The sequence below is a fragment of the Paenibacillus sp. Soil522 genome, from assembly GCF_001428245.1.
In the GTDB taxonomy this organism is placed as follows: domain Bacteria; phylum Bacillota; class Bacilli; order Paenibacillales; family Paenibacillaceae; genus Pristimantibacillus.
Map to the genome: position 1 here is coordinate 231,972 of NZ_LMRV01000001.1, position 14,440 is coordinate 246,411.

At 47.5% G+C, this 14,440-nt stretch carries 19 protein-coding genes; all 19 read left to right on the forward strand.

Annotation, left to right across the window (positions count from 1 at the left end):
* The first annotated feature begins 108 nt into the window (after positions 1-108).
* The 19 genes from ASG81_RS01150 (at position 109) to ASG81_RS01235 (ending at position 14,407) form a co-directional block, all read left to right on the forward strand.
* The gene (locus ASG81_RS01150; RefSeq protein ID WP_056627865.1) at positions 109-432 is read left to right on the forward strand and encodes a hypothetical protein; all 324 of its coding nucleotides are present in this window, start codon (positions 109-111) and stop codon (positions 430-432) included.
* Positions 433-636: 204 nt separating this feature from the next.
* Positions 637-1,251, forward strand: coding sequence for a genetic competence negative regulator (locus tag ASG81_RS01155; RefSeq protein ID WP_056627868.1), 615 nt, complete (start codon positions 637-639; stop codon positions 1,249-1,251).
* Positions 1,252-1,390: 139 nt separating this feature from the next.
* Positions 1,391-2,641 carry a Glu/Leu/Phe/Val family dehydrogenase gene (locus ASG81_RS01160; protein ID WP_056627871.1) on the forward strand — a complete coding sequence of 417 codons (1,251 nt, stop codon included), beginning with the start codon at positions 1,391-1,393 and terminating at the stop codon, positions 2,639-2,641.
* 15 nt (positions 2,642-2,656) lie between these two features.
* Positions 2,657-3,352, forward strand: a complete 696-nt coding sequence (gene prsW, locus ASG81_RS01165) for a glutamic-type intramembrane protease PrsW (RefSeq protein WP_056627881.1) — start codon at positions 2,657-2,659, stop codon at positions 3,350-3,352.
* 74 nt (positions 3,353-3,426) lie between these two features.
* On the forward strand, positions 3,427-3,588 hold the full coding sequence (locus tag ASG81_RS31780; RefSeq protein ID WP_200961397.1) for a hypothetical protein: 162 nt from the start codon (positions 3,427-3,429) through the stop codon (positions 3,586-3,588).
* A 104-nt stretch (positions 3,589-3,692) separates the two neighbouring features.
* A complete protein-coding gene (gene ypeB / locus ASG81_RS01170; RefSeq protein WP_056627886.1) occupies positions 3,693-5,048 on the forward strand; it encodes a germination protein YpeB in 1,356 nt (451 codons plus the stop codon).
* Between the two features lie 58 nt (positions 5,049-5,106).
* Entirely contained in the window at positions 5,107-5,760 is a 654-nt protein-coding gene (locus tag ASG81_RS01175) for a flagellar brake protein (RefSeq protein WP_056627888.1), read from the forward strand.
* A 55-nt stretch (positions 5,761-5,815) separates the two neighbouring features.
* The gene (locus tag ASG81_RS01180; protein WP_056627890.1) at positions 5,816-6,013 is read left to right on the forward strand and encodes a hypothetical protein; all 198 of its coding nucleotides are present in this window, start codon (positions 5,816-5,818) and stop codon (positions 6,011-6,013) included.
* A gap of 141 nt (positions 6,014-6,154) precedes the next feature.
* Positions 6,155-6,853 (forward strand): (d)CMP kinase, encoded by a 699-nt coding sequence (cmk, locus tag ASG81_RS01185; protein WP_081417050.1) that lies wholly within the window; start codon positions 6,155-6,157, stop codon positions 6,851-6,853.
* Between the two features lie 3 nt (positions 6,854-6,856).
* The gene (locus ASG81_RS01190) at positions 6,857-7,435 is read left to right on the forward strand and encodes a lysophospholipid acyltransferase family protein (protein ID WP_056627893.1); all 579 of its coding nucleotides are present in this window, start codon (positions 6,857-6,859) and stop codon (positions 7,433-7,435) included.
* Between the two features lie 81 nt (positions 7,436-7,516).
* Positions 7,517-8,752: a 30S ribosomal protein S1 gene (rpsA, locus tag ASG81_RS01195; RefSeq protein WP_056627896.1), complete on the forward strand. Its 1,236-nt coding sequence runs from the start codon at positions 7,517-7,519 to the stop codon at positions 8,750-8,752.
* A gap of 94 nt (positions 8,753-8,846) precedes the next feature.
* Positions 8,847-9,491 carry a YphA family membrane protein gene (locus ASG81_RS01200; protein ID WP_056627900.1) on the forward strand — a complete coding sequence of 215 codons (645 nt, stop codon included), beginning with the start codon at positions 8,847-8,849 and terminating at the stop codon, positions 9,489-9,491.
* Complete coding sequence (locus tag ASG81_RS01205; RefSeq protein WP_056627903.1) at positions 9,491-10,408, forward strand: YIEGIA family protein; 918 nt, start codon at positions 9,491-9,493, stop codon at positions 10,406-10,408. Before ASG81_RS01200 ends, ASG81_RS01205 begins: the two co-directional genes overlap by 1 nt.
* Entirely contained in the window at positions 10,401-10,586 is a 186-nt protein-coding gene (locus ASG81_RS01210; protein ID WP_056627907.1) for a capping complex subunit for YIEGIA, read from the forward strand. The genes ASG81_RS01205 and ASG81_RS01210 overlap by 8 nt, the downstream gene beginning before the upstream one ends.
* 73 nt (positions 10,587-10,659) lie before the next feature.
* The gene (gene der / locus ASG81_RS01215; RefSeq protein ID WP_056627912.1) at positions 10,660-11,982 is read left to right on the forward strand and encodes a ribosome biogenesis GTPase Der; all 1,323 of its coding nucleotides are present in this window, start codon (positions 10,660-10,662) and stop codon (positions 11,980-11,982) included.
* Between the two features lie 12 nt (positions 11,983-11,994).
* Positions 11,995-12,591 (forward strand): glycerol-3-phosphate 1-O-acyltransferase PlsY, encoded by a 597-nt coding sequence (plsY, locus tag ASG81_RS01220; protein WP_056627915.1) that lies wholly within the window; start codon positions 11,995-11,997, stop codon positions 12,589-12,591.
* Between the two features lie 10 nt (positions 12,592-12,601).
* Complete coding sequence (locus ASG81_RS01225) at positions 12,602-13,636, forward strand: NAD(P)H-dependent glycerol-3-phosphate dehydrogenase (RefSeq protein ID WP_155971057.1); 1,035 nt, start codon at positions 12,602-12,604, stop codon at positions 13,634-13,636.
* Between the two features lie 81 nt (positions 13,637-13,717).
* Positions 13,718-13,993: a stage VI sporulation protein F gene (locus tag ASG81_RS01230; RefSeq protein WP_056627917.1), complete on the forward strand. Its 276-nt coding sequence runs from the start codon at positions 13,718-13,720 to the stop codon at positions 13,991-13,993.
* 234 nt (positions 13,994-14,227) lie between these two features.
* Positions 14,228-14,407: a DUF2768 family protein gene (locus tag ASG81_RS01235; protein WP_056627920.1), complete on the forward strand. Its 180-nt coding sequence runs from the start codon at positions 14,228-14,230 to the stop codon at positions 14,405-14,407.
* Positions 14,408-14,440: the final 33 nt, after the last annotated feature.

Consider the following 14,440-nt stretch of genomic DNA (forward strand, 5'->3'; position numbering starts at 1 on the left):
GGAGAGCTAGAATGATTTCCTAATTTTATATAGAATGAGGGCACTGCCTGGCGGTCAAACTAATTTATGAATACGAAAGATGAACTAGGAAAGAGGTGTCCGTGAAACATGAAATTAAGTGGTTTTTTAGTTGGAGGACTGATTGGTGCGGCTGCCACCATGTATGTCTCACGCAGGCAGCCTGGGGCAGTGTCTTGGGCGGCTAACGCAATATCGGATGTTTGTTCGTCCGTTACCCGCAAATCCGTTTCGAAAATAATGAGCAAATCGTTTAAGGAAGAGGCGGTTAATCTTGCCCCAAAGCATTCAGACGATACCGCCGTAAAATCAGAAGCCGCTTGGGGGCAAATTGAAGCTATCGTGAATAGTGATCCTGCCGTGAAGCGGGAGGCGGACAAAATCAAGGCGGAATCGTCAGCGCAGATCCATTAAATAAAAGCAACTGGTAATGGGAATCGTAGGGTCGCTAAGCAGAGATGCGAAGTGCTCAAACGATTCTTTTTTTCGTTCAATATTAGTGCATTCGGCGAAAAGACATGATAAAGTAGTTACATAGCATGATTTGGTCAAATTGATCACATCTTTCTAAAAAATTCATAAGCTATTACAACAGATGCTGCAGAGGAGGATCCTGTCATGAAAATCGAACGACTGAGCCAGGACAAGATACGGATTTTCCTGACGTTCGACGACCTGCTGGAACGGGGGATCCAGAAGGACGACATGTGGCGCGAAATTCCAAAAGTACACGAACTATTCAGTGAAATGATGGATCAAGCATATAGTGAACTTGGATTCGATGCCAACGGCCCATTAGCGGTCGAAGTGTTTGCCCTCCCCGCTCAAGGTATGGTAGTTATTGTCACCCGTGGCAAAATGAACAGTCATGCAGGCGATCGGGCAACCGAAGATGACGACACGGAAGACGAAATATACGAGATGGAAGTTACGTTGGAGCAGAGCGATGTCGTGATGTACTCCTTCCGCGAATTCGAGGATGTCATTTCGGTGTGCAAGCAGTTGCAAAGCTCCACTCTCACGGAAGACGGACGGTTGTACTCCTATAACGGCAAGTATATATTAGCGTTGGAACCTGCTTTGATTGAGGCTTCGAGGCATAACGCTGTTATCGCATTGCTTGCAGAGTATGGTGAAGCAACGTCAGTTACTTACGCAATGTTGGAAGAGTATGGTAAAGTAATCATGCCCGAATCAGCGGTACGGGAAATATGTCATCATTTTAAATTTTAAGCAAACGTACATGCATAGAGCATCTGCAGGCTGATTCTTGTCTGCATGATGCTCTTCTTGTATGTAAACTACAATATCGAATGGAATACAGTAGCGGAAAGGCGTTCATATTATGATGTAGACAAAGGCGGTGTATAGAATGAGTGATAAAGAAGCAAATGATGTTTTGCTTTCTACTCAAATCGTAATTGAGCAAGCGCTGCGAAGACTTGGCTATGATCAGGATATGATTGACTTATTGAAGGAGCCGATGAGGCTGCTGACCGTACGTATTCCAGTGCGGATGGATGACGGGAAGACAAAAGTATTTACGGGGTACCGCTCGCAGCATAATGATGCGGTAGGTCCTACGAAGGGCGGCGTGCGGTTCCATCCGGCCGTCTCGGAAAACGAGGTTAAGGCGTTATCCATTTGGATGAGCTTGAAATGCGGGATCGCAGACTTGCCCTACGGCGGAGGAAAGGGAGGCGTCATATGCGACCCGCGCAAAATGTCATTTAGAGAGCTGGAGCGGTTAAGCCGGGGTTATGTTCGCGCGGTTAGTCAGATCGTCGGCCCGAGCAAAGACATCCCTGCACCTGATGTTATGACAAATTCGCAAATTATGGCTTGGATGATGGATGAGTACAGCCGGATACGTGAATTCGATTCCCCGGGATTTATTACCGGTAAGCCGCTTGTTCTTGGTGGCTCTAAAGGAAGGGAGACGGCTACGGCTCGCGGTGTCGTTATTATGATTCATGAGGCGCTGCGCCTCAAGGGGACCGAGCTGAAAAATGCTCGAATCGTCATCCAGGGCTTTGGAAACGCGGGAAGCTACCTTGCCAAATTCATGCATGAGGCCGGTGCCAGGGTGATAGGTATTTCCGATGTGAACGGGGCGTTGTATAATGAAGAAGGGCTCGATATCGAATACTTGCTGGATCGCCGGGATTCCTTCGGCAATGTGACGAACCTGTTTACTCAGACGATTACGAATTCACAGCTGCTTGAGCTCGATTGCGACGTTCTTGTGCCAGCAGCAATCGAGAATCAAATAACGGATCAAAATGCCTCTCAAATACGTGCATCCATCGTCGTAGAAGCCGCAAACGGACCGACAACGCTGGAAGCGACTCGTATTTTGACCGACAGAGGCGTGCTGATCATACCCGATGTGCTCGCAAGTGCTGGCGGCGTCATCGTATCCTACTTTGAGTGGGTACAAAATAATCAGGGGTACTACTGGGATGAACAAGAGGTGGATGATAAGCTGAAGCTTATGATGATTCGCGGCTTTAACCACGTGTACGAAATACACCGCACCCGAAAGGTCGATATGCGGCTTGCAGCTTATATGGCTGGTGTCCGCAAAATGGCCGAGGCCGTTCGCTATCGTGGCTGGGTGTAAGAAAGTAGGGACGAAATGCTGTTGTTTTCTGTTTTAACTGCGGCCGTTGCGCCAGGCGTTTCGCTGCTTACTTATTTATATTTACGTGATCGCTACGATGCAGAACCGATACACATGGTCGTTAGATTATTTGTGCTCGGCTTGCTTGTCGTTGTACCTATTATGGTCATTCAACGCGGTCTGCAGCTTTGGCTGGGCGAACATTCGGTTTTGTTTGCCTTTGGCGAATCCGCAGGCGTTGAGGAATTCGTCAAATGGTTCGTGCTGTATCACGTCATATACAACCATATGGAATTTGACGAGCCTTACGATGGAATCTTGTATGCGGCATCGATTTCGCTTGGCTTTGCCACGCTTGAGAATGTGTTGTATGCCATTTTCTCGCCGGCCACCTTCGGCACGCTTCTCGTTCGCGCGCTGCTTCCGGTATCCGGCCATGCCTTATTCGGCATAATGATGGGCTACTACTTAGGCAAAGCGAAGTTTGCTCCTAAGAACAAAAGCGTTTATTTTTTAATCATCTCCTTATTGCTTCCCGTCTTTTTGCACGGCACCTACGATTGGATCATGATTACAGTCCGCACCAACTGGATGTGGTTTATCGTGCCGTTCATGATCGGGCTCTGGATATGGGGCCTGCGCAAGATGAATCATGCCAATTCACGTTCTCCCTTCCGGTTTCTTGTCCGCGAGGACGAGATTAAACTGTAGCTGAACCGTCCATACTTACCTTATATAGGAATGCCTGAAATGACGGCATTTGAAAGATGGCTGAGGAGGGGCTTATGGAGGCTGCGAGAATAAAAGTAACGATCCGGTGCAACGTGTGCGGAGAGAAATTCGTGCTGCGCGGGCGAAGAGAGAAAGGCTGGATTGATACCGGCTTTAAGCAATGCATTTGCAATAACGCGAATGATCTCGAAATAGAAGAGCATAGCGTATTTTAAACAAATTGTTTGCTGCTATTACAATTAAATAGATGGATGCATAAAGCTCCCTTGGGCAAACCAAACTAAAACCAGGTTTTGCACAAGAAAGGAGCTTTTGTATTATGTACCGTCGACTCAGTTCAATTCTATTTCCGATTATGTCCCTGCTTTTTATCGGCGCAGTTTACTGGGGCTATCAAGAGCATCAAGAAAAAAACTCGATATTGATAAAGGCTGAAAATCAGTATCAACGGGCTTTTCATGATTTAACTTATCATGTCGAGCAGTTGCATCAACAGCTGGGCAATACGCTTGCGGTCAATTCGACCTCACAAAGTTATCACCGCAAGGGGCTTGTGAACGTTTGGCGTTTAACGAGCCAAGCGCAAAATGAGATTAACCAGCTCCCGTTAACGCTGCTCCCATTCAACGAAGCGGAAGACTTCTTGTCGCGTATCGCAAATTTTGCATACAAAACAGCTGTTCGGGATTTATCAAAGCAGCCGCTTACGCCGGATGAATTTAAGACGATGAAGACGCTCTACGCTAATTCGGAGCAAATTTCAAATGATCTGGTCGGTATGCAGCGTGAAGTGCTGGCTAACCATTTACGCTGGATGGACGTAGAGATCGCTCTTGCCTCCGAGAAGTCGAACAATGATAATAAAATCATTGACGGCTTCAAGACGGTTGACAAGAAGGTCAGCGAATATCCTGAGATCAACTGGGGACCTTCTGTAAGCAGCATGTATCAGAAGCGCACGATTCAGATGCTTGGCGGGAAAATGGTTACCGCGGAGGATATCAAGAAGCATGCCGCTAAGTTTTCACATGCACCGAATGCGGAAATCCGCGTTGTTGAAAATGCAAAGGGAACAGAATATGCTTCCTATTCGGCAACGGTAAACGAGGGGAAAAACAAAAAGCTGCAAATGGACTTCACGCAAAAGGGCGGACAGCTCATTTGGTTTATAAATCCGCGTGATATCGGAGAGAGAAAGGTTGACCTGGACAAAGCTAAAGCTTCTGCGGATACCTTCTTGGATAAACACGGATTTTCGGGAATGAAGGCCGTAAGCTACGATATGTTTAATAATACAGGCGCCTTCACTTATGTCAGCTTGCAAAGCGGTGTTCTCATTTACCCGGATAAGCTGACGGTTAAGGTCGCGCTCGATAATGGCGAAACGGTAGGCCTGCAAGCAAATGATTACGTCTACGAGCATCATAAGCGCAAGCTGCCTAGTCCAATCCTTTCGAAAGCCGGGGCACGCAAAGCGTTAAATCCAGAGATGAAAGTACAATCCGAGCAATTGGCGCTAATCGACAACGATTTGGGCGAGGAAGTGCTTTGTTACGAATACACGGGAAAAATTAACGGCTCTCTCTACCGCATCTATGTCAATTCAGAAACAGGCTTAGAAGAATCGATCGAGGAAATGTCTCCCTACGATTCCAAGGCAGCTTCTGACAAATAACGATATGGCTCCCCTCAAATCGACGTGTTATAATGGCATGTAAATGGGGGGAGCCAATTTGTTGCCTAAATTGAACCAGATGCTTCACTATCAGATCGCTTTTTCAGACGAAGAGGAAGCAACGTTTGAATACAAGTCCCGTATAGCCGATGAGCAAAAGGACGCCTTGCTAATTGAGGTTCCGATCAGCGAGAAATCCGGACGATATAAAAGACTGTTTCTAGGTGACGAGCTTTCTGTTTTTTTTATATCCGAAGACGGAATAAAAAATTATTTTGATTCGCATGTGCTCGGGTTCAAGGAAGACGGCGTTAAACTGATCAAAATCCAGAAACCTGAACCGGACCGCATTACAAAGGTGCAGCGCCGCAGCTTTCTTCGCGTGCAGGCGGAGCTTGAGATCGCTGTCAAAATGTCAAATCAAGTAAGGTTCGTATGTACGACCGATGATGTTGGTGGCGGAGGAATCTCGTTAATTTGCGATAGGAAATGGCCGCTGATGCCAGAGCAGGTACTTGAGTGCTGGCTGCTCGTTCCTTTTAAGAACGGATTGATTGAACATGCTTTTTTCCGCGGGGAAGTCGTGCGGGTAGTCGAGCTTAAGTCTGAAAAGAAGCAGGTTATGATCAAATATGTCAGCATCAACGACTCAGAACGGCAGAAGGTCATTCGTTTTTGCTTTGAGAAGCAGCTGGAATATCGCAATCGATGAATAAACATTTGTGAAACATGGAAAACTACCCGGAAAGAGGAAGGGGAGAATCCATGTGTCGTTAAGGCCTATTTTCAAAAAAAGAAGCCGCAAGCAGATGCTTAAACTAACGGAAGATGTTAGCAGCGTTTTGCGGAAAATCATTATTACGCTTGTTATTTTATTAGTTTGTTCACAGGCAGCTTTGCAAAATAATGCTGTTCGGCATTGGCTAACGGGCGTGGATCAGTGGGAGGGAACCCGCTTGAACTGACGCTCGACTTTTGCATCTGCGTTTATAGTGTGGTATAATTTTCACGTTCGCAGGCAAAGCCTGCTTTTTTCTTGAGAGGTTTGCGTCGCATTATTACATGCATTCGGCCAGCCGTCTCTACTAAAAGGGGGTTGACCTTAAGTGGTGCATCACGTAGGTGACAGCAACTGCATAAACATTGCAATTGACGGGCCGGCAGGCGCGGGCAAGAGCACGGTTGCGCGAAAAGTCGCCGAGCAGATAGGATATGTGTATATCGATACCGGCTCCATGTACCGCGCTGTAACACTGATCGCCCAGCGGGCAGGTGTGACGGCGGATCAGACTGCCAAACTAGCTGAACTAGTAAGATCCTTAGAGCTTGAGCTTGAGCCGGGTGAACAAGGTCAGTCTGTATTCGTGAATGGTGAAAATGTAACCGCATTGATTCGCACGCGCGAGGTGACGCTTCAGGTGTCCCATTTTGCGGCGAATGAAACGGTACGCGAAGTACTTGGAATCATGCAGCGCAAGCTTGCAGAGCGCAAGGGCGTTGTGATGGATGGCCGGGATATTGGTTCGCACGTGCTGCCTAATGCGGAATTGAAAATTTTTCTGACTGCATCCGTTAAAGAACGGGCGCTTCGCCGTTACCGTGAAGTAACGGACAGCCAAACCGTTTCGCTTGCTCAATTGGAAGCTGAGATTGCAGAGCGTGACCGATTGGACGAGCAACGCGACATTTCACCACTAATATGCGCTTCTGACGCAGTTGTACTCGACAGCACCGCCATGACAATTGACGAAGTAATTTACGCAATTGTGAAATTAAGCCGAACCAAAATGGCGGAGGCGAAGTAAACTATGTCATATCTTATTTTTCGGTTTCTGCTGCGTGTCATTTACACGCTGTTGTTCCGATTGGAAGCAAGAGGCACGGAAAACATTCCAGCCACTGGTCCAGTCGTCCTCGCTTCGAATCACATAAGCAACTTTGACCCGCCAACGGTTGGCGTTAAGGTGAAGCGAATGGTGTATTTTATGGCGAAAGAGGAATTGTTCAAGATTCCGGTCTTCGGGCCTCTCATTCGTTCCTTCGGTGCTTTTCCTGTCAAGCGCGGCGGCGTGAGCAAGGACGCGATCAAATCTGCGATCACTTTGCTGAAGGAAGGCAATGTGCTCGGCATATTCCCGGAGGGCTCGCGAAACAATCAATCCGGAGCAGCTAAGAAGGGCGCAGCCATGATTGCTGTGCGCAGCGGTGCTGCGGTAGTTCCCGTTGCGATTGTCGGCAAGTATAGACCGTTTAGCAAAATGATTGTTTATTATGGCAAGCCTGTTGATCTTACCGCAATTATTGAGGAATCATCGCCTAATATGCTTGAACAAGTAACAGATGCCATTATGGCTCGCATTCGCGAGCTAGCTACAAACAATCGTTAATTCATGTTTTAAATGCTGCTTTCGCTCTAGGCGCTTGCGGATTTAAATAAAGTTGGGGTATGAACTGAGGAGGTTATTTCAATGTCAGAAGAAACTAATGTGCAAGAATCCGTGGCGGAAGAAGTTAGCCAAGACGCTTTGGATAATTTCGTGTCTTTGAAAAAAGGCGATTCCGTTAAAGGTACGATCGTCAAAATCGAAGATAACCAAGCTTATGTAAGCCTTGGATATAAATATGACGGTGTCATTCCGATTCGCGAGCTTTCTGCGGTGCAGATTGAGAACGCTACGGACGCGGTTCAAATCGGTCAAGAGGTTGAGCTTAAAGTCGTAAGCATTGACGACGAGAAAGAAAAGCTTGTTCTTTCGAAACGTCTGGTTGACGGCGAGAAAGCATGGGAAGTGCTTGAGCAACGCTTTGAGAGCGGCGAAGTATTCGAAGTTGCCGTTGCTGACGTTGTGAAGGGCGGACTCGTGGCTGACGTAGGCGTGCGCGGATTTATTCCGGCATCTATGGTTGAGCGTCACTTTGTTGAAGATTTCTCCGATTACAAAGGCCGTACGCTTCGCGTAAAGGTTAAAGAAATCGATCGTGAGAACAACAAAGTAATCCTTTCCCAAAAAGAAGTGCTTGACGCTGAGTTCGAGCAAAGCAAAAAGCAAGTAATCGCTTCGCTTGAAGTTGGTCAAGAGCTTGAAGGAACTGTTCAACGCCTTACGCCATTCGGCGCCTTCGTTGATATCGGCGGCATCGACGGTCTCGTTCACGTATCCGAGCTTTCCTGGCAGCATGTTGCTCATCCAAAGGATGTCGTTGCTGAAGGTCAAGCGGTCCGTGTTAAAGTACTTAAAGTTGATCCGGCAGCTGGCAAAATCAGCCTTAGCTTGAAAGCCGCTCAACCAGGTCCTTGGGATACTGCAGGTGCTCAATTTGCAATTGGCGATATCGTAACAGGAACTGTCCGCCGTATCGTACCTTTCGGCGCTTTCGTTGAAATCGCTCCAGGTGTGGAAGGACTCGTTCACATTTCCCAAATCGCTCACCGCCACATTGCGACACCTAACGAGGTTCTTCAAGAAGGGCAAGAGGTACAAGCGAAAGTACTTGACTTCAACCCTGCTGATAAACGCGTTAGCCTAAGCATCAAAGAAACAGAAGAAGCGCCAGAGCAAGCTGCTCCCAGCGCTAGACCTGAAAGAGCGCCACGCGCTCAAAAAATTGAGAAAATCGATAACCCGAACGTAAGCTTGAGCAACGAGAGCATGAGCTACTCGCTAGCAGAGCGTTTCGGCGATAAGCTTAAAAACCTTAAATAAAATAATTTTCCTGTATAAGGAGCTGTTTCTGCGAGCCATCGCAGGAATAGCTCCTTTTTTTTGGTGCATAATAGGGGGTACAAGAGGTGATAACGTGAATCCTGGATATGTGTCGATTTGGATTCTAATTATATTATTCATTCTGATCGCGACGGGATGGAAGCCGTATTTGGCTCCAGATATCAGCCGTCGTACGATGGCTTTTCTTGGAATCATAACAGCCTTACTGCTTAACGTTTCACTATGGTGGTCGCCATTTCCTCAGCAAATTCAGGCCCAGCTTCATGTGAGCTCTTGTTTGTTTATACTGGCCGGCTTCATGACCTATATAGATTCCGAGGATTGGAGCTATAAAGGGTATTTGCTTTTGTGTGCGGTAATGATTGCCGTCATTTGGGGCTTTATCCGGAAAATGTACAGCTATGATCCCATATTTCATTGGGTTGATCCGAGATGGGACGCCCCGTTACTCTGCGGAATGTTTTGCGGCGCTTTTACGTCCCGGGTCAAGCATCAGTTTGGTATGATCGTTTGGGGAGCGGTGCTTGGGGAGATCCTGAATGCAGTGCTGCAGGCCGGTATTTATACGGCCTATATCGGTTCTTTATCCTGGTGGGATAGTTTTTGGATTGCCATGGCAGCGGCTAGATTGTTCAGTTTATTGCTAAAATCGATTCGGCTTGGCGTATCAAAGCTTAGCGGGATGCTATGGCAGATCAAGGGGGGACGGTCTTCATAATGCAGCATTTTCTCGTCCAAAATAAATTTTTGGCAGGCGTACTATTGGGCATTGTCTTCGGCATTATTTCGAGGTTGCTCATGCTCAGGACGGACTATCGACAGTATCCGACATACCCGCACGGCCGCATTATCCATATTTCGTTAGGTGTCATTGCAGCGGCGCTTGGGGCTGTGGCCGTACCTGCATTATTCAATAAAGACTATACGGCTATCACCTTTCTAACGCTGGCTGCACAGCAATTTAGAGATGTCCGGAAGATGGAACGGGACACTTTGACGAAAATCGACAGTATGGAGCTGGTTGGGCGAGGATCGACTTATATCGAAGGGATTGCGATGGTGTTCGAGGGACGAAATTACTTGGTTATTATGACAGCTTTGCTAACAAGTTTGTTTAGTATTTTAGTTAATATATGGATAGGCATTCTAGCAGGGGCATTGTCGCTTTTGATCGTCGAGAAGCTTAAATCAGGAAAAGCCGTTTCTCATATTGCTGCGGTGCAGGCAGCCAAGGTGAAGGTTGATGGACCCGATTTGTTCGTTGAAGACATCTATATTATGAATGTCGGCTTAAAATCAAATCAGGAAATTATTGCGGAACGGGGGATGGGTTATATTTTGACCCCCTACAATTCGAATGGGAAGGTTACGTTAAGCAATCTCGGTCAGCGTCAAGCGATCCTCTATGATATGGCTACGATTCTTGGCGTTTATCGCGACGATGGCGAGCCCGCTCTCATACCGATGGCCAAGCTGGATATGAAAGACGGGCGATTAGCCGTGTTTATATTGCCGCAGGAGCTTAATTCGGATAAAGGGAAGGAAGTCATTTTGCGCGTTCCTATACTGGAATCCGCCGTCAGGATGCCGACGGAGGCGGCCGTGAACAAGAAGGAGGCAGGCGAGCATGGCTAATATCGTCGCTGTTGTGTCTATGTACGCCGAATCGGTAGGTGGAGGGGCCCCTACATTTATCGTGGAAAATGAGGATAAACTGGAGGAAACCTCGTTTCTGCTTGAGAAGATTTTGGATGCGAGCGCACATGATTTGAAGAATGGTACTTTTATACTGGTCAATCACAAGGTAATATGAAAAGTTAGCCAAGAACGTACTTTTTTGCTATGATGGTTATCGTGAGTATTTTTGAAGGAGTGGAAAACAAACTATGGCAAGACCCGTTATAGCTATTGTCGGTCGTCCGAATGTGGGTAAATCCACCATTTTTAATCGGGTCATCGGCGACCGTCTAGCAATTGTTGAGGATAAACCGGGTATCACGCGTGACAGACTTTATGGAACCGGAGAGTGGAATGGAAAACCGTTCAGCATCATTGATACTGGCGGTATTGAAATCGATGGTGAAGATGAAATTATGAAATCTGTTCGTATGCAGGCTGAACTTGCAATTGAAGAGGCGGATGTCATTATCTTTATGGCCGATGCGAAAACCGGTTTGACGCATGCGGATGATGAAGTTGCTCAAATGCTGTTCCGTTCTGGCAAGCCTGTCGTACTTGCAGTTAATAAAGTTGATAATGAAGGCCGGATGGACGAAGTCTACGAGTTTTACGGATTGGGTTTTGGCCAACCGATCGCCATATCCGGTTCGCACGGGCTTGGCATTGGAGATTTGCTTGATGCGGCTGTCGAGCTTCTGCCTGAACAAACGGATGACGAGTACGATGAAGATATCATTCGCGTTGCGTTAATCGGACGTCCGAATGTCGGAAAATCATCTCTCGTTAATGCGCTGCTAGGCGAAGATCGCGTTATTGTAAGCAATGTGGCAGGTACGACGCGCGATGCGATCGATACGCCTTTCGAACGCGACGGTCAACGTTATGTGTTGATCGATACGGCCGGGATGCGTAAACGGGGCAAAGTGTACGAATCTACGGAGAAGTACAGCGTCATGCGGGCGATGAAAGCAATCGAGCGCGCGGATGTCGTCCTGGTCCTGATTAATGGGGAAGAGGGTATCATCGAACAGGACAAGCATATTGCCGGTTATGCTCATGAAGCTGGCAAGGCATCGATATTTGTAGTAAACAAATGGGATGTCGTTGAGAAGGACGAGAAAACGATGCAAAGTTTCTCGCAAAACATCCGCGACCATTTCTTGTTTATGTCGTATGCACCAATCGTTTATCTATCTGCCCTGACTAAACAGCGTTTACATAAGCTGCTCCCTGTCGTCAAACATGTATCTGAGCAGCATGCGATGCGTATTCAGACGCATCTGCTTAATGACGTCATTTCGGATGCTGTGGCTATCAATCCTCCACCGTCCGATAAAGGCAAGCGTCTGCGCATTAACTATGTAACGCAGGTAGCTACCAAGCCGCCGACGATCGTTGTATTTGTCAATGATCCGGAAATCATGCATTTCTCGTATGAGCGCTATTTAGAAAATAAAATTCGTGCAGCATTTAATTTTGAAGGGACGCCAATCCGAATATTTTCGCGTCGCAAGTCCGAAGAAGATTAGGGGAGAAGTAGCTTGTTATATGGAGTAATCGCGGTTGCTTTAAGCTATTTATTAGGTTCAGTTTCATTCAGTATCGTAATAGCGAAATGGGTCAAAGGAATCGATATTCGTCAGCACGGCAGCGGTAACGCTGGAGCTACGAATACGTTACGGGTGCTCGGCAAAGGGCCGGGCATACTCGTATTTTTACTTGATATCGCTAAAGGTGTCGCAGCTGTCTGGATCGGTCACGGCCTAGGCGAAAATGATTGGATTCCCGTACTATGCGGTCTTGCCGCCATCGTCGGACATAACTGGCCGATTTGGTTTCGCTTCAAGGGCGGCAAGGGTATTGCGACGACTGTTGGCGTTATTGCGACGCTTGCGTTTGTTCCAGCGCTTTGCGCCGGTGCCGTTGCGATCCTGACGATTGCATTAACCAGATACGTTTCGCTCGGCTCGTTATTGTTTGCGGCTTTAACGCCATTATTTATTTCTGTCTTTTATTTTTCCGTGCCTTTACTTTGTGCAAGTCTTCTGATCTGTATTTTTGCTTTCGTACGCCATCGGACGAACATCGTAAAGCTGCTTCAAGGAACGGAAAACAAGCTAGGTGCAAAGAAAGGATAGTGATCGTCGCATGACAAAGCCTATTCCATCAACGACGAAAATGGCAGCAGTGCTGGTGGCGGGAAGCTGGGGTACTGCGCTTGCTTCCGTTCTAGCGAATAATGGCTATCACGTTAACCTTTGGACACGCAGCGAGGAGCAGGCGGAAGGAATTAACCGGGATCGTGAAAACAGAAAATTTTTGCCTGGCGTTCAGCTGCCGGAACTCATTCATGCAACAACGGATATGAAATCGGCGCTGCAGGATGCGGAGCTCGCCTTATTCGTTGCGCCTTCCGGCGCAATGCGTGAGGTGGCCAAGCAAGCAGCGCTGCACTTGTCTTCTGAGACGCTCGTCGTTCATGCGACGAAAGGCTTTGAAACAGGCACGCTGAAGAGAATGACGACTGTACTTTCTGAAGAGCTCGGCCGCCCGCTGGAGCAGCTTGTCGTGCTGTCTGGACCAAGCCATGCGGAAGAAGTCATTCTTAAGCAGCCTACTACAGTAGTTGTCGCATCAGCAAACCTGCAAGCGGCTGAACAAGCTCAGGATGCGCTTATGAATACGCATTTCCGCGTTTATACGAACCCGGATGTGGTGGGTGTGGAGGTTGCCGGCGCGATCAAAAACATCATTGCGTTAGGAGCAGGATTGACGGACGGGCTTCATTTTGGCGATAATGCTAAAGCTGCATTATTGACTCGCGGTCTGGCTGAGATCAGCAGGCTTGGCACGGCTATGGGGGCGAATCCGCTCACCTTCGCCGGTCTAGCCGGTGTTGGCGACCTTGTTGTTACGTGCACAAGCAAGCACAGCCGCAATTGGCGCGCCGGTTATATGCTGGCAGACGGGACTCCTCTAGAGGAGGTGCTCAGCCGAATGGGCATGGTCGTAGAAGGGGTGCGTACTACGCGAGCCGCCTATGATTTGGCGAAGCAGCATGATGTCGAGATGCCGATTACGTTTCAGCTTTACGAGGTTTTGTTCGCAAATAAAGCGCCCCGAACAGCCGTCGAGCATCTTATGGGACGACTTCGTACGCATGAGATCGAGGAACTGGGCTAAGGACCAGCGCCTACACCAAACCTATCTCCTTCTCATATGATGCATGGAGCAAGACACTAGCGCATCCTGGAGGTGTAGGGTATGGCGAAGGACTTTTCCAAAGACATTCTCAATTCGATCAATAAAAAAACCGGCAAAAATATTTCCGAAAGCACAGTCAAAAAACTTGCCAGCGGTGTTACTGATGAAACGATGAAAGACGAAGCCGAGCTGCGCAAGCTGATCAAGCAAGTGTCGGAAATGGCTAAGGTAAAGGTTGCGGAATCCACGGTCAATGATATCGTTAAGGCTGTTAAGGCTAGCGGCATGAGCACGAGCAATATGGAAGCTCTCATGAAAATGATGATGAAAAAATAAAGGTTAGCGGCAAAAGCGAGGGCGTTCCGGATGTTCACATCCGGTGCTATGCCCTGTCAGCTTTTGTCCTTTTTTTTAAAATATAAGAATGTATTAGTTTCACCCTTATATCTGCTTATATTTCATCGCGAAACGAGCTTTTGCCGCCAGAGGACGGCGATAGCCGTTTACGCTTGTGCGATGTTATAATGGGTGAGAATTCATATTGATATAGATTAGGAGAATGGAATTATTATGGATGCAATGACAAAAATGTGGGTTTCGCTATTCGGCATTGGAATGATGGCGATCGCGGCCCTTTTAATTACGTTCGCCCGTTTAAAAACGAAAGGCGTAGTGAAATTTGTCCTTACGCTGCTTGCCTTCTTCGTTCTAATAATCGGATTTATTTGCGGACTTATATCCATTATTTAGCATTTCTACATACGAGAGTGGAAACCGCTAACA

What these genes read in the sequence shown, in the direction of transcription:
- ASG81_RS01150 (WP_056627865.1), top strand. Translation starts at nt 109, where the DNA reads ATGAAATTAAGTGGTTTTTTAGTTGGAGGACTGATTGGTGCGGCTGCC.
- ASG81_RS01155 (WP_056627868.1), top strand. Translation starts at nt 637, where the DNA reads ATGAAAATCGAACGACTGAGCCAGGACAAGATACGGATTTTCCTGACG.
- ASG81_RS01160 (WP_056627871.1), top strand. Translation starts at nt 1,391, where the DNA reads ATGAGTGATAAAGAAGCAAATGATGTTTTGCTTTCTACTCAAATCGTA.
- prsW (WP_056627881.1), top strand. Translation starts at nt 2,657, where the DNA reads ATGCTGTTGTTTTCTGTTTTAACTGCGGCCGTTGCGCCAGGCGTTTCG.
- ASG81_RS31780 (WP_200961397.1), top strand. Translation starts at nt 3,427, where the DNA reads ATGGAGGCTGCGAGAATAAAAGTAACGATCCGGTGCAACGTGTGCGGA.
- ypeB (WP_056627886.1), top strand. Translation starts at nt 3,693, where the DNA reads ATGTACCGTCGACTCAGTTCAATTCTATTTCCGATTATGTCCCTGCTT.
- ASG81_RS01190 (WP_056627893.1), top strand. Translation starts at nt 6,857, where the DNA reads ATGTCATATCTTATTTTTCGGTTTCTGCTGCGTGTCATTTACACGCTG.
- rpsA (WP_056627896.1), top strand. Translation starts at nt 7,517, where the DNA reads ATGTCAGAAGAAACTAATGTGCAAGAATCCGTGGCGGAAGAAGTTAGC.
- ASG81_RS01205 (WP_056627903.1), top strand. Translation starts at nt 9,491, where the DNA reads ATGCAGCATTTTCTCGTCCAAAATAAATTTTTGGCAGGCGTACTATTG.
- ASG81_RS01210 (WP_056627907.1), top strand. Translation starts at nt 10,401, where the DNA reads ATGGCTAATATCGTCGCTGTTGTGTCTATGTACGCCGAATCGGTAGGT.
- der (WP_056627912.1), top strand. Translation starts at nt 10,660, where the DNA reads ATGGCAAGACCCGTTATAGCTATTGTCGGTCGTCCGAATGTGGGTAAA.
- ASG81_RS01225 (WP_155971057.1), top strand. Translation starts at nt 12,602, where the DNA reads ATGACAAAGCCTATTCCATCAACGACGAAAATGGCAGCAGTGCTGGTG.
- ASG81_RS01230 (WP_056627917.1), top strand. Translation starts at nt 13,718, where the DNA reads ATGGCGAAGGACTTTTCCAAAGACATTCTCAATTCGATCAATAAAAAA.
- ASG81_RS01235 (WP_056627920.1), top strand. Translation starts at nt 14,228, where the DNA reads ATGGATGCAATGACAAAAATGTGGGTTTCGCTATTCGGCATTGGAATG.